A 22,335-nucleotide genomic window follows, 5' to 3' on the forward strand; every position below is an offset into this window, starting at 1 on the left:
CTCAATGGGTGCTCCCGACTTCTCGTGCCTCGCGCGCGGCGCGCTGCGCGCGGGTCTCCCGGGCGCCGAAGCCCCGGCTGAACCGCTTCTCGAGGAAGTACTGGCCGACCATGAGCAGGCTGGTCAGCGCCAGGTACCAGAGGATCGAGGCCACGGCCATCGGGATGATCTGGAAGGTCCGACTGCCGATCGCCCGCAGCTGGAAGTTCAGCTCGGTGGTCACGGGCACCGCGATCAGCAACGACGTGTCCTTGAGCATGGCGATGGTCTCGTTGCCGGTCGGCGGGGTGATCACCCGCATGGCCTGCGGCAGCACGATGCGGCGCATGGTGGTCGCTCGGTTCATGCCCAGGGCGCTGGCCGCCTCGGTCTGGCCGGGGTCGACCGACTGGATCCCGGCCCGGACGATCTCGGCCATGTAGGCCCCCTCCGACAGCGCCAGACCCAGCAGGCCGGCGGTGAAGCCGGCGAAGATCTGGTTGCCGTCCAGACCGAGGAAGCGCAGGTCGGCGTCGAAACCGAGCAGGTCCATCAGCTGCCGGTCGAAGGGGAAGCCCAGCTCGTAGGTCGCGTAGAGGGCGCCGAGGTTGGCGGCGAAGAACAGCAGGACGATGCGCGGGATGGCGCGGAAGAACCAGACGTAGACCCAGGCCGCGCCGGAGACCACGGGGTTCGGCGACAGCCGCATGACCGCCAGCACGACCCCCAGCAGGATGCCCAGCACCATGGCCAGCACGGTCATGACCAGCGTCGTCCGGGCGCCGCGCAGCACGGCCGGGGTGAACATGTTGTCGACCATGAAGCCCCACTGGAAGACCGGGTTGGTCGCCAGCATGTGGACGAACATGGCCACCAGCACGGCGATGACCGCGGTGGCGACCCACCGGCCGGGGTGCCGGACCGGCACCGCCCGGATCTCCTCGGTCGGTGCCGGTCGTGTCGTCGCGTCGGTGACCATGTCAGCCGACGGCGGGGTTCACCGAGGGCGTGTCGATGGCGCCGCCCTCGAGGCCCCACTTCTCCAGGACCTGCTGGTAGGTCCCGTCCGACATGAGGGCCCCGAGCGCGTCCGCGAGCGCCTGGGCGAACTCGGTCTGGTCCTTGGCGACGACGTAGCCGTAGGGGGCCGCGTCGTACACGTCGCCGAGCAGTTCGAGCTGGCCGTTGGTCTGCTGGACGGCGTACGCCATCACCGGCGAGTCGGCGAGGCCGGCGTCGTCCTTGCCCGAGACCACGGCGGCGGTCGCCTCGTCCTGGCCCTCGTACTGGTCGATGGTGATCGCGGGCTTGCCCTCGGCCTCGCACTGCTCGGAGCGCGCGGTGATGTCCTCGACCTGGACGGTCGCCTTCTGCACCGCGATCCGCAGGCCGCACGCGTCGTCCGGGTCGACCCCCTGCGGGTTGCCGGCCTTCGTCGCCCACTGGGTGCCGGCGTCGAAGTAGCTGACCATGGTGGCCTGGCCCAGCCGCTCCGGGTTGATGGTGAAGGAGGAGACGCCGACCTCGTACTTCTGCGAGCCGACGCCGGCGATGATCGAGTCGAACGGCGCCGACTCGAACTGCGCCTCGAGGCCGAGCTTCTGCGCGACCAGCGTGAACAGGTCGACGTCGAACCCGACGATCGTGCTGCCGTCCTCGGCGATGAACTCGTTGGGGGCGTAGGTCGTGTCGCTGCCCACGGCGATGACGCCGTCCTCGGCGATGCTCGCGGGCACTCGGTCGGCCAGGGCCTGGTCCGTGGAGACGCTGGGCAGCGGCGTGGACGTGGCGCCGGCGGCGCTGCCGCCGTCGGTGCCGGACTCGGACGCGGTGCCGCCGCAGCCGGTGAGCGCCAGGGCGCTGCCGGCGACGGCCACCGCGGCCACGGCGGTACGGCGGAACGGGCTTGTGAGGTGCACGAGAGGACTCCTTCACGGGATCGAACGGACCGATCTTCCCTCCCGCGGTGCCGGGGTGCAGGTGACCGCTCCCCCGGCACCGCGGTGCGACCTGGATGACCGGTCCGCGCGGACCCCGCGCGGTCAGTCGGCGGGCTCGTCCACCCAGTCGGGGCCGTTGACCTCACCGGGGCCGGCCAGGTCGGCGGCGTCGACGATCGTGTACGCGTAGCCCTGCTCGGCCAGGAAGCGCTGCCGGTGCGCGGCGTACTCGGCGTCGAGGGTGTCCCGGCTGACCACGGTGTAGAAGTGCGCCTGCCGGCCGTCGGCCTTGGGGCGCAGCACCCGGCCCAGCCGCTGGGCCTCCTCCTGCCGCGACCCGAAGGTGCCCGACACCTGGACGGCGACCGCGGCCTCGGGCAGGTCGATGGAGAAGTTCGCGACCTTGGACACCACCAGGGTCTTGACCTCCCCGGCACGGAAGGCGTCGAAGAGCTTCTCCCGCTCCCGGTTGGTCGTCGAGCCCTGGATGACCGGGGCGTCGAGGGCCCGGCCGAGCTCGTCAAGCTGGTCGAGGTAGGCGCCGATGACCAGCTTCTGCTCGTCGGGGTGCCGGTCGAGGACCCGGCGGATGACCGGCATCTTCGAGCTCGCGGTCGCCGCGATCCGGTACCGCTCCTCGGGCTCGGCGACCGCGTAGGTCATCCGCTCCTCGTCGTCGAGCGACACCCGGACCTCGATGCACTCGGCCGGCGCGATGTAGCCCTGGGACTCGATGTCCTTCCACGGGGCGTCGTAGCGCTTCGGGCCGATCAACGAGAAGACGTCGTCCTCCCGGCCGTCCTCGCGCACCAGCGTGGCGGTCAGCCCCAGCCGGCGGCGGGACTGCAGGTCGGCGGTGAGCCGGAAGATCGGCGCGGGCAGCAGGTGCACCTCGTCGTAGACGATCAGGCCCCAGTCCTGCGCGTCGAAGAGGTCCAGGTGCCGGTACTCGCCCTTCCGGCGGGTGGTGATCACCTGGTAGGTCGCGATGGTGACCGGGCGGATCTCCTTGCGCTCGCCGGAGTACTCGCCGATCTCGTCCTCGGTCAGCGAGGTGCGGGCCAGCAGCTCGCGCTTCCACTGCCGCCCCGAGACGGTGTTGGTCACCAGGATCAGCGTCGTGGCCTTGGCCTCGGCCATCGCCGCGGCGCCGACCAGCGTCTTGCCCGCGCCACAGGGGAGGACGACGACGCCCGAGCCGCCGGACCAGAAGCCCTCGACGGCCTCCTGCTGGTAGTCGCGCAGCTGCCAGCCGTCCTGCGCCAGCTCGATCGGGTGCGCCTGGCCGTCGACGTAGCCGGCGAGGTCCTCGGCCGGCCAGCCGACCTTGAGCAGCGCCTGCTTGAGCCGCCCGCGCTCGGAGGGGTGGACGACGACGGTGTCGTCGTCGATCCGCGCGCCCAGCATCGGGGCGACCTTCTTGCCGCGGACGACCTCCTCGAGCACCGCCCGGTCGGAGCTGGTGAGCACCAGGCCGTGCACCGGGTCGTTCTGCAGGGTCAGCCGGCCGAAGCGGTCCATCGTGTCGGCGACGTCGACCAGGAGCGCGTGCGGCACGGGATAGCGCGAGTAGCGGACCAGCGCGTCGACGACCTGCTCGGCGTCGTGCCCCGCGGCGCGCGCGTTCCACAGCGCCAGCGGCGTCACCCGGTAGGTGTGCACGTGCTCGGGCGAGCGCTCCAGCTCGGCGAACGGCGCGATCGCGGCGCGGCAGTCGCGGGCGGCCGGGTGGTCGACCTCGAGCAGCAGCGTCTTGTCCGACTGGACGATGAGGGGTCCGTCGTTCATGCGCCCTCCTCGCCGGCGCTCGTCAGCCGCAGGAACGGCAGTGCTGTGTTCATTGCTGAGCTCGCAAGCTCACTCACGAGGACCTTTCGGCAGGCGGGAGGGGACGGCGGCCGTGCAGGGCCTCCGACACGGTAACCACGGGGGCCGACACGGACTTCCCGCTCGGCGTGTGACCTGGGATCACAGCCAGGCGCGCAGGCGCAGCGGCGGCTCCTCACCGCCGGGCCGCCGGGCCAGCACCTGGTCGACCCCCAGTCGCCCGGTCTCGAACGCCAGGGCGCTGGCCGCCATGTACAGCCGCCACACCCGCGCCCGGCCCTCGTCGCTGGCCGCAACCGCGGCGTCCCACTGCTTCTCCAGCCGCTCCAGCCAGGCCCGCAGGGTGAGCGCGTAGTGCCGGCGCAGCGCCTCGACGTCGAGCACCTCCAGGCCGCCGGCCTCCAGCGCGGCGACGGTGTCACCCAGCCTGAGCAGCTCGCCGTCGGGGAAGACGAACCGGTTGATGAAGGTGCCGCGGCGGGAGCCGGGGTCCCCGGCGTTCTGGGCGATGGCGTGGTTGAGCAGTCGGCCGCCGGGGCGGAGCAGGTCGCGCAGGGTGGCGGCGTACGCCGGCATCGCGGCCGCGCCGACGTGCTCGGCCATGCCGATCGAGCTGATGGCGTCGAACGGGCCGTCGGGGACGTCGCGGTAGTCCTGGACCCGGATCTCGACCCGGCCGGCGAGCCCGGCGGCGGCGACCCGCTCGCGGGCCAGGGCCGCCTGCGCGGCGGAGACGGTCACCCCGACGACGTCGGCCCCGTACCGCTGGGCGGCGTGCAGCGCCAGGCTGCCCCAGCCGCAGCCGACGTCCAGCAGCCGCGTGCCGGGGCGCACGGCGAGCTTGCGGCAGACCAGGTCGAGCTTGGCCTCCTGCGCGGCGTCCAGGCCGGTGGCGGGGGAGTCCCAGACGGCACACGAGTAGACCAGCGTCGGGCCGAGGACGAGGCGGTAGAACTCGTTGCCCACGTCGTAGTGGTGGGCGACCGCGGCGGCGTCCCGGGCCCGGGTGTGCCGGCGCCGGGACCGGCGGGGCCGCACCTCCTGCGGCGGCCGCGGCGGAGGAGGTCCCAGGGCCCCGAGCCGGGCGGCGGTGCCGAGGAGGCCGGCGCGCTGCCGCAGCGTCGGGGTCCGCGGGTGCTCGGCGGTGGCGGGCCACCCGGCCGACGTCAGCGCCGCCAGGATGGCGACGACGTCGTCCTCCACGTCGAGCTCCCCGACCACGTAGGCGCGGCCGAGGCCCACCTGGCCCGGCGACCAGACCAGCCGCCGCAGCGCCCCCCGGTCGCGGACGGTGACCACCGGGGCGCCCCGGGGGCCGGCCACCGACCCGTCCCACGCTCGCAGCCGGACGGGCAGGTCGTCGACACCCAGGACCGTCCCCAGCGCAGTGGCCAGTTGTTCGGCGGTGCTCCCGTCGGTCCCCATGCGAGAGGAGCGTCGTGTCGGTCGTTGCGCAGGGCAAGCGGTTCCGGCGCGACCGTGCCGGTCAGCCGGCGCGGTCCTCGTCCTCCACCAGGGCCACCGAGGTGATGCGGTGGACGGCGAAGGTGCGGCTCTCCCCGCGTCGCTCGTCGTATCCCTGGAGGAAGCCGCCGGCCAGGGACACCGGCTGGACGACGCGCTGGCTGCCGCTGCCCTGCGCGTCCACGTAGCCCAGCCACACCGGCACGCCCTCGCGGACGGCCCGCGAGAGCAGCTCCAGCGTGCTCGCCGTCGTCACGCCGGGGACCTGCCGCACGGCCTCGCCGCGACGGGCGGCCAGGGCGGCGTCCCCGGCGCGGATCTCCCGCACCGTGGCGGCCACCTCGTCGCCGGTGAGCGGCCGCGGCGCCTGGGGGGCCGACCCCCCGGGACGGCGGCCCGCGGCGCGCGGCCGGGCCGGCGGACGGGTGAGGACGGCGCCGCCGGGGGACTCGCCGGCCGGCGCGTAACCCGCATCGCGCAGCACGGTGAGCACCTCGTCGGCCCCCAGCCCGCTGACCAGCACGCCGGGCGCCAGCCGGCGCAGCTCCGCGGCGGCCGTGCGCCGGTCGTTAAGGACCTGGGAGAGCAGCCCGTGGTCGTCGGAGCGCACGTAGCTCTCGATCGCGCCCACCCGCAGCCGGCCGTGCTGGCGGGCGACGTCGTCCACCAGGTAGTCGAGGGCCTGCGGCACCGGCGTCCGCGAGGCGCGGGCGAAGAACTCGTGCAGGTCCGTGGCCGACCAGCCGGAGTCCAGGGCGCGGCGCACGCTGGCCTCCGACACCCGGAACACCGTCGCCCCGCCCGAGGACTCGACGTCGGCGACGACGGCCAGGGTGTCCGCGAGCTCCGCGACCAGCGGACCGGGGGCCACCAGCGAGAGGTCCGGCTGGGCCAGCACGTGGTCGACCGGGTCGGGCAGCAGCCCGCGCACCCCGTCGGCAGCGCCGTCCTCCCCGGTGGTCAGCAGCCCACGCCCACCGGCGGAGAGCGCCCCGCCGACGACGACACCCAGCCGCGCGGCCTCGGCCAGCAGGTCGGGGACCGGGGCCAGCCGGTCCGCCCGCCGCGGGGTGCGCCAGCGCAGCAGCGCGACCAGGTCGTCGGCCGCCACGCCCCGGCCGGGCGGGTACTCGGCCAGCGCGGTGAGCGCCGAGCGGCGGATCGCCGGAGCGGTGTGCCGCACCAGATCGGGGGAGAGCGCGTTGACCGCCTTGCCCGAGACGTCGCGCTGCCCGGCGAGGGAGGGCAGCCGGACGGCGGCCAGCCAGCCGGCGGCCAGCGTCGCCCACCGGTCGGGCAGCTCCTGCTCCCGCCACAGGTCGAAGGCGCGGGTGGGCAGCCACTCGTCGCGGTGCGGCCCGCCGACGTCGAGCAGGCCGGCCGCGTACGCCAGCTCCAGCAGCCAGGCGGCCTCGGGCTCCGGGACGTGCAGGGCACGGGCCAGCCGCTTCTGGTCGCGGACGCCGACGCCCCCGCTGCGCAGCAGTCCAGCCGGCTCCTCCTCGAGCAGGGTCAGCAGCTCGCCGACCCGGCCGATCGCCTCCATCGCCGCACCGGCGGCCTGCCGGTCGACGACGGTCGGGTCGCGCTCGACGACGGCCGGCTCCGGGCGCACCCGTGGCGGGCCGTAGGGCAGGCTCCCGCGCAGCTGCAGCGCGATCTCGCGGGGCAGCTCCACGTTGAGCGCGTCGATGCGGGCCAGCAGCCCGCGCCGCAGCAGCTGCCGGGCGGGGGAGGTGGCACTGCCGTCGGTGTCGGGGAGGTGGCCCACCGGGCGGTCGCCGGCCAGCCGCTCGAGCACGCCGCGCTCCTCGGCCGGCAGCTCGGCCAGCGCCTTCGGCAGGTCGGCCGGCAGGGTCAGCCGCAGCTCGCTCGCCCGCCGTCCCAGGCCGGCCGGGTAGCGGACGGCGCGGCGCACCGGCTCGGGGGCGTGCAGGACGTCGTCCCCCCACAGCAGCGCCCGCGTGGTGAGCCGGTCGACGGCGCCCTGGAGCACGTCGTCGGGCACCGCGGGCAGCGCGGCGGGCAGGTCCGCGGCGTCGACCCCGTCGGTGTCGGCGAGCAGCACCACGTCGAGCACCTGCAGCGTGGCGGCGTCCAGCTCGTCGAGGGCGCGGTCGACCGACACGGGCACGGCCAGCCGGCTGGCGAGGGCGACGACGTCGGACGGCGCGGGGCGCGCCACGTCGGGCCGGGCGGCCAACAGCGCAGCCAGCTGCTCGTCGCTGCGGGTGCGCAGCCAGGAGGCGAGCGTCGCGGGGGCTGACGAGGACATCCGGTCCACGTTACGTCGCCGTCCCCGCCGACGCTCCTGCCAGCATGGGAGCGTGATCCCGGCCGCCGACGACCCCCAGACCCGCACCGCGCTGACCGGCTACCTGGCCGGGGCGCTGCGCTGGCTGGCCGGCGGGCTGATCGCCGTCGTCCTCGGCGTGCTGCTCGGCGCCGCCGCGGTGACCATCGCCCGGAACTCCGGGCAGCGGGTGCCGCTCGCCGGCCTCGTCGTCCTCGTGCTCGTGATGGTGGGCTCGGTGGCGGCCGCCGCCGGGGCCGGCGCGCTGGCCCGGCACCACCGCTGGGAGCGGGCGCTGCAGACGGTGCCCTGGCAGACCGGCGTGCTGCGCATTGCGGGCCCCGCGGTGCTGTCCTTCGAGCCCGAGGGCTACGACGAGCTCGACCCCCTGGCCGAGCCGGTGCGGCTGCGGCTGACCAGCACCGCGGTCTGGCGCACCCGCGCGGTCCAGCAGCTGCACGACGCGGTGGTGCGCGCTGCCCCCGTCGGGCCACGCGAGTGGGTGCTCACCGCGGACGGCCTCCCCACGCTCTACGGCGCCCGGTCGGTGCGCCACCACTGACCCGACGAAGGGGCTGACTTGCGTGCGTCCGGGGTACTGCTTCCGCCAAGATGCACGACGGACGCGGGCACCGGGCGGTGCACCGCGCTGACCAGCACGACGGAGGACACGGCACATGGCCAAGCGGAACCCCAAGAACGACCACCTGATAGAGCCCACCTGGGGTCAGTCGGATGACGGCGGCGCCCCGGTGAGCGAGTTCCTCGCGGAGTCGGCCGGCCCGCTGTCGCCCTTCGGTGAGGACCACGACTTCCCGCTGCCGCCCAACCGCCTGCGGTACGCCCATCCGACCGACAAGCCCAACCGGGCCGGCGTGATGGCGGGCGAGTAGCCGTGACGACGCCCGCGCTGCCGTCCTACAGCAGTGGCACCTCGACCGTGCCCCTCCTCGGGGACACGATCGGGGCCAACCTCGACCGGACGGCGGCGCGGGTGGGTGACCACGAGGCGCTCGTCGAGTGCGCCACCGGTCGCCGCTTCTCCTACCCGGAGTTCGTCGCGGAGGTCGACGCCGTGGCCCTCGGGCTGGACGCCCTGGGCGTCGTCAAGGGCGACCGGGTCGGCATCTGGGCGCCGAACTGCGCCGAGTGGGCCTTCGTGCAGTACGCGACGGCGAAGCTCGGCGCGATCCTGGTCAACATCAACCCGGCCTACCGCACCCACGAGCTGGCCTACGTGCTCGAGCAGGCCGGCATCTCGGTGCTGGTGAGCGCGCCGGAGTTCAAGACCAGCGACTACCGCGCGATGGTCGACGAGGTCCGCGACCGGTGCCCCGACCTGCGGGAGGTCGTCTTCCTCGGCTCCCCCGAGTGGGAGCAGCTGGTGGCCACCGGCCGGGCCGGCGACCGCGCGGTGCTGGCCGAGCGGGAGACCCGGCTGTCGGCCGACGACCCGATCAACATCCAGTACACCTCGGGCACGACCGGCTTCCCCAAGGGCGCCACCCTCACCCACCACAACCTGCTCAACAACGGGTTCTTCGTCGGCGAGGGCTGCGGCTACACCGAGGCCGACCGGATCTGCATCCCGGTGCCCTACTACCACTGCTTCGGCATGGGGATGGGCAACCTCGCGGCCACCTCGCACGGCGCGACGATGGTGATCCCCGCACCCGGCTTCGACCCGGCCGCGACGCTGCAGGCGGTGCAGGACGAGCGGTGCACGTCGCTGTACGGCGTCCCGACGATGTTCATCGCCGAGCTCGCCCTGCCCGACTTCGCCTCCTACGACCTCTCCAGCCTGCGCACCGGCATCATGGCCGGCTCACCGTGCCCGGTGGAGGTGATGAAGCGGGTGGTCACCGAGATGGGCATGACCGAGGTGACCATCTGCTACGGCATGACCGAGACCTCCCCGGTCTCCACCCAGACCGGCGCCGACGACGACCTGGACCGGCGCACCTCGACCGTCGGGCGGGTGCACCCGCACCTGGAGGTCAAGGTCATCGACCCCGAGACCGGACTGACCGTGCCCCGCGGGACGCCGGGGGAGTTCTGCACCCGCGGCTACTCGGTGATGCTGGGCTACTGGGACGAGCCGGAGAAGACCGCCGAGGTCATCGACGCCGCCCGCTGGATGCACACCGGTGACCTCGCGGTGATGGACGCCGAGGGCTACCTGAACATCGTCGGCCGGATCAAGGACATGGTCATCCGCGGCGGGGAGAACGTGTACCCGCGCGAGGTCGAGGAGTTCCTCTACACCCATCCCGACGTCGTCGACGCCCAGGTCATCGGGGTGCCCGACGAGCGCTTCGGCGAGGAGCTCATGGCCTGGGTGCGGCTGCGGCCGGGTGCCGACCCGCTCACGCCCGAGGCGCTGCGCGAGTTCTGCAGCGGCAAGCTGGCCCACTACAAGATCCCCCGCTACGTCAAGATCGTCGATGGTTTCCCGATGACGGTCACCGGCAAGGTGCGCAAGGTCGAGATGCGCGAGGTGTCGATCGACGAGCTCGGGCTGCAGTCGGCAGCCGCCGTCCGGAACGCCTGAGCACGGCGCACGAGGGCACCCGGATCCCGCGGGTGCCGCGCCGACGGGGCGCCGTCCCCGGCAGCCGGTGGGCGACGCGCTCTCCCGGCGGCCTCGGACAGGGGCGCCGGACGCTGGCGTCCGACCTCTACCTCATGGGGCGGGTCCCTGGCATCGTTGCGCCCCAGGTGATCTCGTCGAACAGGCGCGGGGCGCCTCCAGCGGCGGAGGCCGGGATGACGCTCTCGCCTGTGCCCTGGCGGCTGGTGCTCGTCGTGGCGGCGGGCTACGCCGCCGGGTCCACCGCGTCCTTCGTGCTGTTCGAGTCGTCGACCACGGGGGCGGTCCTGTTCCTGCCGGCCGGGGTCACCTTCTCCGCGCTGGTGCTCAGCGATCGGCGCCGGTGGCCGTGGGTCCTGGCGACGGCCGCGCTCGTCGAGGTGGTCATCGACCGGCGTCAGGGCATCGGCCCGCTCGCGGTCTGGGGGTTCGCCCTGGCCAACACCGCCGAGCCACTGGTCGGCGCCCTCCTGCTGCGCCGGTCCACCCCGTACCCCGACCTGAGCCGCCGTCGCGACCTCGGGGCCTTCCTGGCCTGCGGCGTGCTGGCCGGCCCCTTCGTCGGTGGGCTGGTCGGTTCGCTCACCATCCGCCTCTCGCAGGGGCCCGACGTCCTCGACGGCCTCCTCCCGTTCTGGGCCGGCGACGGGCTCGGCGTGCTGGCCGTGGGCGGGGCCGTGCTGACCTGGCGGCTGGACCGTGGCCGGCCGGAGGCGCCCGGCCCGCTCCGCCGGGCGGTCCTCCTGCTGGTGACCGCCGGGGTGACCGTGGTCGTCTTCTGGCCGGTCACCGTGCCGATGGCGTACCTGACCCTGCCGCTGCTGTTCTGGCTGGCCCTCCGGTACGGGGTCGCGGTCGTCACCGAGGCCGGCCTGGTGCTCGCGGTCACCGCCAACGTCATGACCGTGACGGGGCACGGGCCGTGGGCGGCGCTGATCGGGACCCCGCGACTGGAGGCGGCCGTCCTCCAGGTGTTCATCGCCGTGGCGATCCTGGGCGCCTGGCTGCTGGCGGTGGAGATCGCCGAGCGCGACCGAGCCCGGGCGGTGTCCCGGCAGGAGGTGGAGGCCCGGCGCCGGGTGGAGGCACTGCAGGAGGTGACCGCCGGGCTGGCGACCGCGGCGACGACCGACGCGATCGCCGAGGTGGTGGTCCGCTCCGGCATCAGCCTGCTGGCCGACTCGGGAGCCGTCGGGGTCCTCGCCCGGGACGGCGCGCGACTGCGGGTCTGGACGACGTCCGGGGAGGTGGTGACCGAGGTGTCCCGGGACGACCGGTCCCTGCTGGCGGCCGCCGTCCGGCGCGGCGCCGCGGTCCGGTCGGTGTCACCCGCCGCTCTCGCGGCGGCGGCCCGGGTCGCCGGGACGACGTTCGGTGCACTGGAGTTCGGCTTCGCGAGCCCGGGTGCTCTCGACGACGACGTCGCCGCGGTCGCCGGCACGCTGGCCGGGCTCATGGCCCAGGCGCTGTTCCGGGCGCGGCTGTACGAGGAGGAGCGCGAGGCGGCCCACCAGCTGCAGCGTGCCTTCCTGCCCGCTGTGCCGGGCGAGCTGCCGGGCGCGGAGCTCGCCGGCTGCTACCGCCCGGCCGACCAGCAGCACGAGATCGGCGGTGACTGGTACGACGCCTTCCCGCTGCCCGATGGTCGGGTCGGGTTCGTGGTCGGCGACGTCGTCGGGCACGACCTGAGGGCCGCGGCGGCGATGGGGCGGCTGCACTCGGCGCTGCGCGTGCTGGCCTCCGGGCCGCACCGGGGCCCGGCCGAGGTCCTCGAGTCCTGGACCGAGCGGCGGCGGGCATCCCCGGTGCGGCCCTCACCACGATCGGCTACGGCGAGTACGACCCCGCCACCGGCTGCCTGCGCTACGCCTGCGCTGGTCATCCTCCCCCGTTGCTGGTCACCGACCACCACGCGGAGTTCCTCGGCGGCGGGCGGTCGCGTCCCCTCGGTGCCGCCGCCGGTCCCCGACCCGAGGCCGCCACCGACGTCCCCCCGGGTTCGCTGCTGCTCTGGTACTCCGACGGCCTCGTCGAACGCCGCGACGCCGATCTCGACGTGGGCCTGGCCCGTCTCGCGGCGGCCGCCGCACGGCTCGACGGCACCCACCCGCGGACCTGGTGCGACGGCGTGGTGCGCGAGCTGACCGGCGGCGATCGGCTGCACGACGACGTCGTGCTCATCTGCCTGCGGCTGCAGTCGCAGGAGGCCGAGGCCGCCGTCCCGCCCGCCGTGCCGCTGGCGGACGACGGGAGGCCGGCCCTGCCGCGCAGCAGGTCCGGCCCGGTGCGCCAGCGGCGGTGACCGCCGGACCTCCGCGGCCCGCCGCCCTCCCCGGTCAGGCGGGTGCGCAGGGCACCACGAGGGCCCGGTGGTCCGACAGCGGCAGCCGCACCGCCTCGGCCGGACCGGTCGCGGTGATGGCCCCGCGGGCCAGCACGTGGTCCAGCTGCCGGGTCGGCTCCTCCAGCGGGAAGGTCGGCGTCGTGGCCGTTGCGAGGGGCTGCAGCCCGCTGACCCGCACCGCCTGGCCGGCCTGCATGTTGAGGTCACCCATGAGGACCAGCGGCTCACGGGTGCCGGTCAGCGAGCGCACCAGCTTCGACAGCTGCAGCGCACCCCACCCCGGCACGAACGACAGGTGCGTGTTGCAGACGGTGAACTGCCCCGAGGGCCCCTCCAGGACGGCGGCGACGGCGACCCGCGGCTCGTCGCCGACCAGCTTCGGGCGCGGCGCGCCGCGGAACCAGACCGGCACCCGGCTGCGCAGCGCGGGCAGCCGCACCACCCGCCAGGAGACCACCGGGTACCGGGACAGCAGCGCGATCCCGTAGGTCGCCGACCCGGGCTGCTCGTCGCCGGTGGCGGCCATCCAGGTACCTCCTGGTGTGCCGTGCAGCGCCGCCACGAACTGGGAGTCCACGGCCCCCATCGCCTCGGCGGCGACGGCGGTCAGGTCGGCGTTCATCGACCGCGGCTGGTCCCGGTCCACCTCCTGCAGCCCCAGGACGTCGGCGTCCAGGGTCTTCACGGCGGCGGCCAGGCGCTCGACGTCGACCCGGTCGTCGAGCGGGGAGCGCCCGTGGAGGATGTTGAAGGTCGCGATCCGCACGAGGCCTCCTGTGCCCCGCGCGCCGCCGTCCACACCGCCGTGTTCCGAAGGGCGCACCCCGGGTAGCAGGCTCTGCGTGCAGCCTTCGGACCGCGAAGAGATCCGTGACCTCCTCAAGCGCGTCGCCGTCGCGCTGAAACAGTCGGACGTGCCCTTCGCGCTGTGCGGCGGGTACGCGGCCTGGGTGCGCGGCGCGCCCGAGCCCGACCACGACGCGGACTTCCTCGTCCCGGCTGCCGAGGCCGAACGGGCCACCAAGGTTCTCGCCGAGGCCGGCCTGCAGGTCGTCGACCCGCCCGAGGACTGGCTCACCAAGGTCGTGCAGGGCGGCTCGTTCGTCGACGTCCTCTGGCGCACCTGCGGGATCCCGGTGGAGCAGGACCTCATCGACCGGGCCGAGGACATGCCGGTGCTGTCGGTCCACATGCCCGTGCTCGAGGCCACCGACATCCTGGTCACCAAGCTCATGACCCTCGACGAGCACTACTGCGACTACGGGCGGCTGCTCCCGGTGGCCCGGGCGCTGCGCGAGCAGGTCGACTGGGACCGGGTGCGGCGGGACGTCGAGCAGAACGACTTCGCCGCGGTCTTCCTCCTGCTGCTCGGCCGGCTCGGCATCGTCGACCAGCCGGTCAGCGGGGGCTGAGCACCGCGACGAGCGCCGCGCCGGCCACGGCGACGACGACGGCGGTGACCGCCAGCGCCAGCCGCGGCACGGCCACCCCGGTCCCGCGGTCGAGCGCCCGCTCCACCGCCCGGGCCCGCAGCGGCGCCAGGCCGCCCAGCACGCCGAGGCCCAGCAGCGCCACGCCACCGGCCACCGCCAGCCGCGCCGGGGCGCCGTCGGTCACCGCCGCGCGCGCCAGCAGGCCGGCGAGGGCCAGCACGCCCAGGCCGGTGCGCTGCCAGGACAGGACGGTGCGCTCCGGCTGGGTCTCCCGGGTCGTCCCCCTCCCGCTCCCGGCCGGCGGAGCCGACCCGCTCACGGGCGCAGCACCTCGAGCCCGACGAGCACGGCAACGACGACGAGGACGGCGGCCACCGCGGCCACCAGAGCCGGCAGCACGCGACCCGGCGGCAGCGGCCGGTCGGCGGCGATCGCGCGCTCGTTGCGCCGCCAGCGCAGGTACCCGCCGACGGCCGCGCCCAGCCCGGTCACCACCAGCGCGACCGCCACCGCGGCGCTGCCCCACCACACGCCGAGGTCGGGCGCGAACTCGGCGATCGCCACCCCTCCGGCGACCAGCGCCAGCCCGGTGCGCAGCCACGCGAGCAGCGTGCGCTCGTTGGCCAGCGTGAAGCGGTAGTCGGGGTGGTCGGCAGGCGGCACCGCGCCAGGCTAGGTCGGGCCCGGGAGGCGGGCGGCGCAATACCGGTGGGACGGCGCCGCCCGACGACTAACCTGGTGACCGCGGCCACCGTGCCGCGCCCGTCCTCCCGGCCCGGTGCCGGGCCGCCCGCGACCGACGACTGAGGGATCAACGTGCCCACCGGCAGAGTCAAGTGGTTCAACCCGGAGAAGGGGTTCGGCTTCCTCTCCCGTGAGGACGGTCCGGACGTCTTCGTGCACAAGGACGCCCTCCCGTCCGGCACCAGCGAGCTCAAGCCCGGCCAGCGGGTGGAGTTCGGCATCGTCGCCGGCCGCCGTGGCGACCAGGCGCTGCAGGTCCGGGTCCTCGACCCGCTGCCGTCGGTCACGGCCGCGCACGCCGAGCGGTCGCGCAAGAAGCCCGACGAGCTGGTCCCGATCATCGAGGACCTCATCAAGCTGCTCGACGACGTCTCCAACGGCCTGCGCCGCGGCCGGCACCCCGACCGGCCGGTGGCCCGCAAGGTCGCCTCCGTGCTGCGCGCGGTCGCCACCGACCTGGAGCACTGAAGAAGGACCCCCTGCCCCCCACCGTGGAAGGACCCCGTCCTCCCCACCCCTCGCTCCGCTCGGGGTGGGACCCGGGACGGGGCCGGCGGCGGGACCCTGCAGGGGGCCGTTCCTCAGCCCTGGGGCGCGGGCGTCGTCGGCTCCGTCGCCGTCCCGCCCTGGGAGCCCCCGGCGCGCAGGAACCCGATCGGCCAGGCCCCGCTGAAGCCCTCGCACTCCTCGTCGGCGTCCTCGACGACGACGAGGTAGAACGCCGCCGGGACGACGTCGGAGGTGTTGATCTCGTCGAACACGGCCCGGCCGGTGTCGACCTCCACCTCGCCCAGCAGCTCCTCCAGCTGCTCGTCGAACACCTGCACGCTCCAGCCGCGCTCGGCCACCGCGTCCGGCACGGTGAGCCGGACGGTGGTGTCGGGGGAGACCTCGATGATCGGCGGGGTGGTGTCGTAGCGCTGCCCCTCGCCGTCCACGCAGTACTGGGTGGGGGCGGCCTCGACCCGCTGCGGTCCGGCCTCGACGACGACGTCCTGCGGCCCCGACGGCTCGGAGCCGCAGCCGGCCAGCAGCAGGGTGACGGCCGGGAGCACGACCCGCCTCACGACAGCCGTCCCAGCGGATCGGTGGCGGCGTCCGCGGCGGGCACCGGCGCGGTCGGGGTCGGGGTGCGGCGGCGCGGACGCCAGAGGACCAGCCCGACGGCGAGCACGAGCAGGGCTGCGGCGACGGTGAAGCCCAGCCAGCCGGTCGGCGGGAGGCCGATGCCGAGCGCGCCGCCGACGACCCAGGACAGCTGGAGCATCGTCTCCGAGCGGGCGAACGCCGACGCCCGCAGGCTCTCGGGCACCTCCCGCTGGATGATCGCGTCGAGGGCCACCTTGCCCAACGCGTTGGCGACGGCGGCCACGCCGGCGACGACGGCGGCCATCGCGAGGCTGTAGAAGACCGCCGCGACGACGGTGATCGCCGCCGCGGTGCCCGCCGACGACAGCACCACCCGGTCCGGGTCGACCCGGTGCAGCCGGGAGCCGACGGCGGTGCCCAGCACGCTGCCCACGCCGGCCGCCCCGGCGACCGCGCCGAGCGCCAGCGTGCCCGGCCAGCCGCCCTCGACCGTGGCCTGCACGAGGAACGCGGAGAAGATCGTCAGGAAGCCGCCGAGCCCGCGCAGCGCCGCGTTGGCCCGCAGCGCCACGACCACCCGCGGGCTGACCGGCCGGCGGCGCCGCCCGGTGGCCACCGGCTGGGGCGCGGTCGAGAACACGTCGGCGGGCAGCTCACCGGTGGGGACGTCGACGTGGCGGGGCAGTCGCAGGGCGAGCACCGCGCCGCAGGCGAACACCGCGGCGGTGGCCCACAACAGCCACGTGAAGCCCAGCGCCCAGGCCAGGCCGGCGCCGATGCCGCCGAAGACACCCGCGGTGACCAGGCCGAACACCGACGTGCGGGCGTTGGCCGAGGTCAGCGACATCGCACCGGGCAGCACCCGCGGGACCACCGCCGCGCGCAGCACGTTGTGCGCCTTGGACAGCACCAGCACGCCGAGCGCGGCAGGGTAGAGCCAGAGGTCGTCGAAGTGGGCGGCCATGACCACCGCAAGCGCGGCCCGGCCCAGCTGGCTGACGGCCATCGCCCAGCGGCGGCCGCGCTGCAACCGGTCGAGCAGGGGCCCGATGACCGGCGCGACGACGGCGAACGGCGCCATCGTCACCAGCAGGTAGAGCGCCACGTTGCCGCGCTGCGCGTCGGTGGCGGCGGCGAAGAACAGGGTGCCGGCCAGCGAGACGGCGATCATCGCGTCGCCGGCCATGTGCAGGGCGTTGACCCACAGCAGCTGGGTCAGGCCGCTCTCCGCGGCGCCGTCGGCCCGGCTGGCGGTCTGCACGCGGCGGACGGCTGCCCCGGTGAGCTCGCGGGTGCGCGACGCCGCCACCCGGGTGACGGTCAGCTTCCGCGGCAGCGGGGGGAGCGGCGGAGCGGCCGGGGGCAGCGCGGCCGTCGGCGGGGGAGTGCCCGCGCCGTCCCCGGCCCACGGCTCGGGCGCCTGACCCGCGGTCGGGAGCGGCCGGGTGGCCGGCCGCGTTCCCTCGAGCGGTGCCGTCTCCGCGCCCGGGCCCGCCGGTGGCGACGGCCGCCGGCGCAGGGGACGCCGGCGGGCACCGGACGGGCGGGACGACGACACGCAGCCCATGGTGCCGCACCGACCTGGGAGGACACGGGACAGCGCCCCGCGTGCCTCGACTGCTCCCGGCGTCAGGGAGAATGGCGCCGTGGCCGAGTTCTCCGACCCCGCCGCCGCGGGGAGTGACGCGCCCAGCGCCGCCGTCGAGCAGGCGCGGGCCGCTGCGGTCGACACCGCCGGTTCCCCCGAGCTGGTCGGTGAGCACCTCGGTGCCACCCGTGAGACGCCATCCGCGGAGGAGGGCGGCGAGGACCTCGGCGAGGTGGTCACGCACTCCTTCGCCAGCCGGCTGCCCGGCTACGTCGGCTGGTACTGGGCGGTCACCCTCGCCGCGGTGCCCGGCGAGGAGCACGTCACCGTCGACGAGGTCGTGCTGCTGCCCGGCGAGCAGGCGCTGCTCGCCCCCGCCTGGGTGCCCTGGCACGAGCGGCTGCGCCCCGGTGACCTCTCGGTCGGCGACGTGCTGCCCTCGACGGAGGACGACCCCCGGCTGGTTCCCGGCTACACGACCGACGACGACTCCGCCGACGACCCCGAGGGGTCCGTGGTGGCCTCCGAGGTCGGTCTCGGCCGCGAGCGGGTCATGTCCAGGGAAGGGCGCGAGGAGACCGCGGCCCGCTGGAACGCGGGGGAGTTCGGCCCCCGCTCGGCGATGGCCCGCCAGGCGCCCGGTCCGTGCGGCACCTGCGGCTTCTTCCTGCCGCTGGCCGGCTCGCTGCGGCAGAGCTTCGGCGCCTGTGGCAACGTCTACGCCCCGGCCGACGGCCGCGTGGTCGCCGTCGACTACGGCTGCGGCGCCCACAGCCAGGCGACGCTGGTCCCCGACGACGCCACGGAGGTCGTGCGCTCGGCGCGCTACGACACCGGCTCGTTCGACGTGCTGTGACTGCTTGATCTGTCGGCCTACCGGCCGACACCGCGGCCAGGTGCCGTCCCCCTGCTGAGCTGAGCGGGCCTCGCGCCCTCGTCGGGAGGCCTCCGGCCCCCGCTCCTCGCACGCGCCTCGCAGGGCGGTTCGCGGTGACACCGCGGCCGGGTGCCGTCCCCCTGCTGAGCTGAGCGGGCCTCGCGCCCTCGTCGGGAGGCCTCCGGCCCCCGCTCACCGGTCGCAGCACCGCGGCCAGGTGCCGTCCGCGCCCCACGTGCGTCCAGGCCGGTGGGGCGTCGTCCCGGGAACCTCAGCCCCTGCCCACAGGCGTGGGCAGGGGCCGAGGTCGCGGAGGAGGGGACGGCCCCTGCTCCACCTGTGGGCCGGGTCCCCGAGGAGGGCTCCACGGGGAGGGACGGTGGACGGGCCCGGCGAACCGTCAGTCGCGGCGGCCGATCTGGCCCTGGAGGCGCATGACGCCCAGGCCGACACCGGCCAGCGCGATGCCGGCGACGCAGGTCCAGGTCCACACCCGGTCCACCCGGTCGCCGAGCAGCAGCACCACGACGAGCGCCACGACCCACAGCCCCGTCCCGGCCAGCACCACCCGCACGGTGTCCACACGCAGCGGGGGAGGGGCCTGCTTCGCCGGTCGGGGCACGGGCTGACACTAGAACCCGCAGGCCCCGACGCGTGTCACGTGGCCGGAACACGCGTGTGGCACGCTGTCGCCGCTCATCGCAGTCCCCACCGGTCAGCCGGCGCGCCTCCCCCGCCGCCCGCTCGCCCGGCCGCGCGTCCGGAGAGTCGCCATGGCAGAGAAGTCCCGCCCGTCCACGGGCACCACCACGGACGGCGGCACGCCGGCCGACGTCGCCGCCGGGGCGCGCCCCCCGCGCCGTAGCGAGGGTCCGCGGGTGCGGCCGAGCAACGGGCTCGACCGCTACTTCGGCATCAGCGCCCGCCGCTCGACGGTCACCCGCGAGCTGCGAGGTGGCCTCACGACGTTCTTCACCATGGCGTACATCGTGGTGCTCAACCCGATCATCCTGTCGGGCGCGGACATCACCGGGGCCACGCTGCCGTTCGCCTCGGTCGCCGCCGTCACCGCGCTGGTCGGCGGGGTCATGACGATCGCCATGGGGGTCGTCGGGCGGTACCCCTTCGCGGTGGCGACCGGCCTGGGCATCAACGCCATCGTCGCGGTCTTCGCAGCCACCCAGCTCTCCTGGCCCGAGATCATGGGCCTGGTGGTCCTCGAGGGTCTGCTCATCACGGTGCTGGTGCTCACCGGTTTCCGCCGGGCGGTCTTCGAGGCGATCCCGTCGCAGCTGAAGACGGCGATCGCCGTGGGCATCGGCTTCTTCCTCACGATCATCGGGCTGGCCGACGCCGGCGTCATCCGGCCCGGGAGCCCGCTGATCAGCTTCGGGGTCAACGGCCAGCTGGCCGGCTGGCCGCTGCTGGTCTTCGTGGTCGGGCTGCTGCTCACCAGCGTGCTCGTCGTCCGCCGGGTCAGGGGCGCCCTGCTCATCGGCATCGTCGTCTCGACCGTGCTCGCGATCATCGTGGAGGCCGTGGCGAACGTCGGCCCGCGCGTCGGCGCCGACGGCAGCGAGGTCAACCCGCGCGGCTGGGCGCTCCAGGTGCCGGCGCTGCCCGACGAGGTGGTGAGCGCCCCGGACCTGTCCCTGGTGGGCCAGTTCTCGCTGTTCGGCGGCTTCGAGCGGATCGGCGTGGTCGCGGCGCTGCTCATCGTCTTCTCGATCATGATCGCCGACTTCTTCGACACCGTCGGTTCGGTCACCGCGGTCGGCGCCGAGGGCGGCCTCCTCGACGAGCAGCGCAACCTGCCCAGGTCGCAGCCGGTGCTGCTGGTCGACTCGGTGGCCGCCGCGGCCGGCGGTGCGGCCAGCGTCTCGTCGAACACGACCTACGTCGAGAGCGCCGCCGGGGTCGCCGACGGCGCGCGCACGGGCCTGGCCAGCGTGGTCACCGGCGTCCTCTTCCTGCTGGCGATGTTCTTCACCCCGCTGGTGGAGATCGTGCCGTCGGAGGCGGCGGCGCCGGTGCTGGTGATCGTGGGCGCGCTGATGGTCAACCAGATTCGCCACCTGCAGTGGGAGGACATGACGGTGGTGATCCCGGCCTTCCTCACCATCGCGCTCATGCCGTTCACCTACTCGATCACCAACGGCATCGGAGCCGGGGTCGTCAGCTACGTGCTGCTGCACGTCGCGGCCGGACGCCGGCGCGAGATCCACCTGCTCATGTGGCTGATCAGCGCGCTGTTCCTCGTCTACTTCGCCCTGGAGCCGCTCCAGCAGCTGTTCTGAGCCGTGCTAAGGGTCCCCGGTTAGGCTGAGCACCGTGAGCCGGACGACGCTGGACACCGCGGCGCTGGCCCACGACCTGCGGCTGGCGGTCATGCGGTTCTCCCGCCGGCTGCGCAACCAGCGGGTCGACCAGTCGGTCACGCTCACCCATCTCGCGGCGCTGTCCACGCTGAAGCGGCACGGCGCCATGAGCCCGGGTGAGCTGGCCGGCCACGAGCGGGTCCAGCCGCCGTCGATGACGCGGGTCGTCGTCGCGCTGGAGGGGATGGGGCTGGTCACGCGCAGCCCGCACCCGACCGACGGGCGGCAGGTGGTCATCGACCTGACCCCGGCCGCGGAGGAACTGCTCACCGCCGAGGCCCGTGCCCGGGAGGTCTGGCTGACCGACACGCTCGAGCAGCTCACCGCCCAGGAGCGGACGGTGCTGCGCGAGGCCGCGGTCATCATGGACAAGCTGGCGAGTGGGTGAGCCGGCGGACGACGGACGGCGGCCCGTTCCGGTCGCTGCGCGTGCACAACTACCGGGTCTACGCGGCGGCGAACCTGGTCAGCCTCACCGGCACCTGGATGCAGCGGATCGGTCAGGACTGGCTGGTCCTGCAGCTCTCGGGGGACAGCGGCGTCGCCCTCGGACTGGTCACGGCGCTGCAGTTCGGCCCGACCCTGCTGCTGAGCCTGTACGGCGGCGTGCTGGCCGACCGCTACGCCAAGCGCCGGGTGCTCCTGGCCACCCAGACCCTCATGGGGCTGGTGGCCCTCGTGCTCGGCCTGCTCGTCGCCTCCGACGCGATCGCCCTGTGGCACGTGTTCGTGCTCGCCGCCGCCCTGGGCTCGGTCTCCGCGATCGACGCGCCGGTGCGGCAGGCGTTCGTCTCGGAGATGGTCGGCCCGGACCTGCTGACCAACGCGGTCAGCCTCAACTCGACGATCTTCAACAGCGCGCGGCTGGTCGGCCCTGCCGTCGCCGGGCTGGTCATCGGCGCGGCCTCGGGCGACACCGCGCCGGCTTTTCTCGTCAACGCGGCCAGCTTCGTGTTCACCATCGGGGCACTCCTGGCCATGCGGCCCGGTGAGCTGCACGCGAGCCGGCCGGTCGCGCGGGCCCGTGGTCAGCTGCGCGAGGGGCTGGCCTACGCGTGGTCGCGCCCGGACCTGCGCCTGGGACTGGGGCTGGCCCTCGTGCTGGGCACGTTCACCTTCAACTCCCAGGTGACCATCGCGCTGATGGCCCGCGAGGTCTTCGACGTGGGCGCCCAGGCGTTCGGGCTGCTCACGACCTGCTTCGCCGTCGGGTCGCTGTCCGGGGCGCTGCTGTCCACCCGGCGCACCACCCGGCCGAGGCAGCGGTTCCTCGTGCTCGCGGCCACGGGCTTCGGGGTGGCGTCGATCGTCTGCGGCCTCATGCCGACGTACTGGTCGTTCGCGGTCCTGCTCGTGCCGACCGGCGCGGCGGGCCTGGTGTTCAGCGTGGCCGCCAACAGCTTCGTGCAGCTGGGCGTCGACCCGCAGCTGCGCGGCCGGGTGATGGCGCTGTACTTCACCTGCTTCATGGGCGGGACGCCGATCGGCTCGCCGCTGATCGGCTGGGTGGCCGAGCGGTGGGGGGCGCCCTGGGGGTTCGTCCTCGGTGGTGCGGTCGCGGTCGCGGCGAGCGGCGTCGCCGGGGCGTGGCTGGTCCGCGGCCGGCGGGTCCGGCTGGAGGCGCACGTCGTCCCCCCGCGGCTGCAGCTGCACGTCTCCCCGCGGTCGGTCCCGCCGGCGACGGTCCGGGCCGCTGCGGAGGCGGCGTCGGCGGAGGCCCCGGGCACGCAGGCGAGCTGACGGTGGCCGGACCGTCGTACGGTGACGGCCACCACTCTCGAGTCGTCCG

21 protein-coding genes and 1 pseudogene are annotated in these 22,335 nt (G+C 74.8%); 11 read left to right on the forward strand and 11 right to left on the reverse strand.

Translation table 11 applies throughout. From position 1 onward, the window contains the following. Position 1: 1 nt before the first annotated feature. The 5 genes from ACU610_RS23320 to ACU610_RS23340 form a co-directional block, all read right to left on the reverse strand. Complete coding sequence (locus ACU610_RS23320; RefSeq protein WP_446770071.1) at positions 2–958, reverse strand: amino acid ABC transporter permease; 957 nt, start codon at positions 956–958, stop codon at positions 2–4. Between the two features lies 1 nt (position 959). Next, a complete protein-coding gene (locus ACU610_RS23325; protein WP_446770072.1) occupies positions 960–1,898 on the reverse strand; it encodes an ABC transporter substrate-binding protein in 939 nt (312 codons plus the stop codon). A 123-nt stretch (positions 1,899–2,021) separates the two neighbouring features. Next, positions 2,022–3,707, reverse strand: a complete 1,686-nt coding sequence (locus ACU610_RS23330; RefSeq protein WP_446770073.1) for a DNA repair helicase XPB — start codon at positions 3,705–3,707, stop codon at positions 2,022–2,024. 180 nt (positions 3,708–3,887) lie between these two features. Next, the gene (locus ACU610_RS23335; RefSeq protein WP_446770074.1) at positions 3,888–5,171 is read right to left on the reverse strand and encodes a class I SAM-dependent methyltransferase; all 1,284 of its coding nucleotides are present in this window, start codon (positions 5,169–5,171) and stop codon (positions 3,888–3,890) included. Positions 5,172–5,232: 61 nt separating this feature from the next. After that, positions 5,233–7,485 (reverse strand): helicase-associated domain-containing protein, encoded by a 2,253-nt coding sequence (locus ACU610_RS23340; RefSeq protein ID WP_446770075.1) that lies wholly within the window; start codon positions 7,483–7,485, stop codon positions 5,233–5,235. Between the two features lie 52 nt (positions 7,486–7,537). Between ACU610_RS23340 and ACU610_RS23345 the strand changes: the two genes are divergently transcribed. From ACU610_RS23345 to ACU610_RS23365, 5 genes and pseudogenes are all read left to right on the forward strand, one after another. Then, positions 7,538–8,065 carry a hypothetical protein gene (locus ACU610_RS23345; RefSeq protein WP_446770076.1) on the forward strand — a complete coding sequence of 176 codons (528 nt, stop codon included), beginning with the start codon at positions 7,538–7,540 and terminating at the stop codon, positions 8,063–8,065. 115 nt (positions 8,066–8,180) lie between these two features. Then, positions 8,181–8,396: a hypothetical protein gene (locus ACU610_RS23350; protein WP_446770077.1), complete on the forward strand. Its 216-nt coding sequence runs from the start codon at positions 8,181–8,183 to the stop codon at positions 8,394–8,396. 2 nt (positions 8,397–8,398) lie between these two features. Continuing rightward, complete coding sequence (locus ACU610_RS23355; protein WP_446770078.1) at positions 8,399–10,054, forward strand: AMP-binding protein; 1,656 nt, start codon at positions 8,399–8,401, stop codon at positions 10,052–10,054. Positions 10,055–10,269: 215 nt separating this feature from the next. Then, positions 10,270–11,793: pseudogene (locus tag ACU610_RS23360) on the forward strand (MASE1 domain-containing protein); the annotation flags it as partial. Between the two features lie 77 nt (positions 11,794–11,870). After that, positions 11,871–12,395, forward strand: coding sequence for a PP2C family protein-serine/threonine phosphatase (locus ACU610_RS23365; protein ID WP_446770745.1), 525 nt, complete (start codon positions 11,871–11,873; stop codon positions 12,393–12,395). Positions 12,396–12,429: 34 nt separating this feature from the next. Here the strand turns inward: ACU610_RS23365 and ACU610_RS23370 are convergent, their stop codons facing one another. Next, positions 12,430–13,203, reverse strand: coding sequence for an endonuclease/exonuclease/phosphatase family protein (locus tag ACU610_RS23370; protein ID WP_446770079.1), 774 nt, complete (start codon positions 13,201–13,203; stop codon positions 12,430–12,432). Between the two features lie 76 nt (positions 13,204–13,279). Here ACU610_RS23370 and ACU610_RS23375 point away from each other — a divergent pair, with 76 nt between their 5' ends. Further along, the gene (locus ACU610_RS23375; protein ID WP_446770080.1) at positions 13,280–13,849 is read left to right on the forward strand and encodes a nucleotidyltransferase family protein; all 570 of its coding nucleotides are present in this window, start codon (positions 13,280–13,282) and stop codon (positions 13,847–13,849) included. Here the strand turns inward: ACU610_RS23375 and ACU610_RS23380 are convergent. Together ACU610_RS23380 and ACU610_RS23385 are read right to left on the reverse strand one after the other, a co-directional pair. Next, positions 13,836–14,189, reverse strand: coding sequence for a DUF202 domain-containing protein (locus tag ACU610_RS23380; RefSeq protein WP_446770081.1), 354 nt, complete (start codon positions 14,187–14,189; stop codon positions 13,836–13,838). The genes ACU610_RS23375 and ACU610_RS23380 overlap by 14 nt on opposite strands. After that, a complete protein-coding gene (locus tag ACU610_RS23385) occupies positions 14,186–14,533 on the reverse strand; it encodes a YidH family protein (RefSeq protein WP_446770082.1) in 348 nt (115 codons plus the stop codon). Before ACU610_RS23385 ends, ACU610_RS23380 begins: the two co-directional genes overlap by 4 nt. A gap of 153 nt (positions 14,534–14,686) precedes the next feature. On the opposite strand from ACU610_RS23385, the gene ACU610_RS23390 reads away from it, so the two are divergent. After that, complete coding sequence (locus tag ACU610_RS23390; protein ID WP_446770083.1) at positions 14,687–15,082, forward strand: cold-shock protein; 396 nt, start codon at positions 14,687–14,689, stop codon at positions 15,080–15,082. 113 nt (positions 15,083–15,195) lie between these two features. Here the strand turns inward: ACU610_RS23390 and ACU610_RS23395 are convergent, their stop codons facing one another. Both ACU610_RS23395 and ACU610_RS23400 read right to left on the reverse strand, forming a co-directional pair. Then, on the reverse strand, positions 15,196–15,681 hold the full coding sequence (locus tag ACU610_RS23395; protein WP_446770084.1) for a DUF2771 family protein: 486 nt from the start codon (positions 15,679–15,681) through the stop codon (positions 15,196–15,198). Next, the gene (locus tag ACU610_RS23400; RefSeq protein ID WP_446770085.1) at positions 15,678–17,261 is read right to left on the reverse strand and encodes an MFS transporter; all 1,584 of its coding nucleotides are present in this window, start codon (positions 17,259–17,261) and stop codon (positions 15,678–15,680) included. The genes ACU610_RS23395 and ACU610_RS23400 overlap by 4 nt, the downstream gene beginning before the upstream one ends. A gap of 88 nt (positions 17,262–17,349) precedes the next feature. On the opposite strand from ACU610_RS23400, the gene ACU610_RS23405 reads away from it, so the two are divergent. Then, positions 17,350–18,147, forward strand: coding sequence for a DUF3027 domain-containing protein (locus tag ACU610_RS23405; protein WP_446770086.1), 798 nt, complete (start codon positions 17,350–17,352; stop codon positions 18,145–18,147). A 421-nt stretch (positions 18,148–18,568) separates the two neighbouring features. On the opposite strand, the gene ACU610_RS23410 is transcribed toward ACU610_RS23405, so the two are convergent. Further along, the gene (locus tag ACU610_RS23410) at positions 18,569–18,790 is read right to left on the reverse strand and encodes a DUF2530 domain-containing protein (RefSeq protein WP_446770087.1); all 222 of its coding nucleotides are present in this window, start codon (positions 18,788–18,790) and stop codon (positions 18,569–18,571) included. A 151-nt stretch (positions 18,791–18,941) separates the two neighbouring features. Between ACU610_RS23410 and ACU610_RS23415 the strand changes: the two genes are divergently transcribed. The 3 genes from ACU610_RS23415 to ACU610_RS23425 are packed head-to-tail and all read left to right on the forward strand — an operon-like array spanning position 18,942 to position 22,286. Continuing rightward, a complete protein-coding gene (locus ACU610_RS23415) occupies positions 18,942–20,465 on the forward strand; it encodes an NCS2 family permease (protein ID WP_446770088.1) in 1,524 nt (507 codons plus the stop codon). Between the two features lie 34 nt (positions 20,466–20,499). Then, complete coding sequence (locus tag ACU610_RS23420) at positions 20,500–20,934, forward strand: MarR family winged helix-turn-helix transcriptional regulator (RefSeq protein ID WP_446770089.1); 435 nt, start codon at positions 20,500–20,502, stop codon at positions 20,932–20,934. Continuing rightward, on the forward strand, positions 20,931–22,286 hold the full coding sequence (locus ACU610_RS23425; protein WP_446770090.1) for an MFS transporter: 1,356 nt from the start codon (positions 20,931–20,933) through the stop codon (positions 22,284–22,286). The genes ACU610_RS23420 and ACU610_RS23425 overlap by 4 nt, the downstream gene beginning before the upstream one ends. Positions 22,287–22,335 lie beyond the last annotated feature (49 nt).

Source organism: Geodermatophilus sp. URMC 61 (assembly GCF_052931555.1).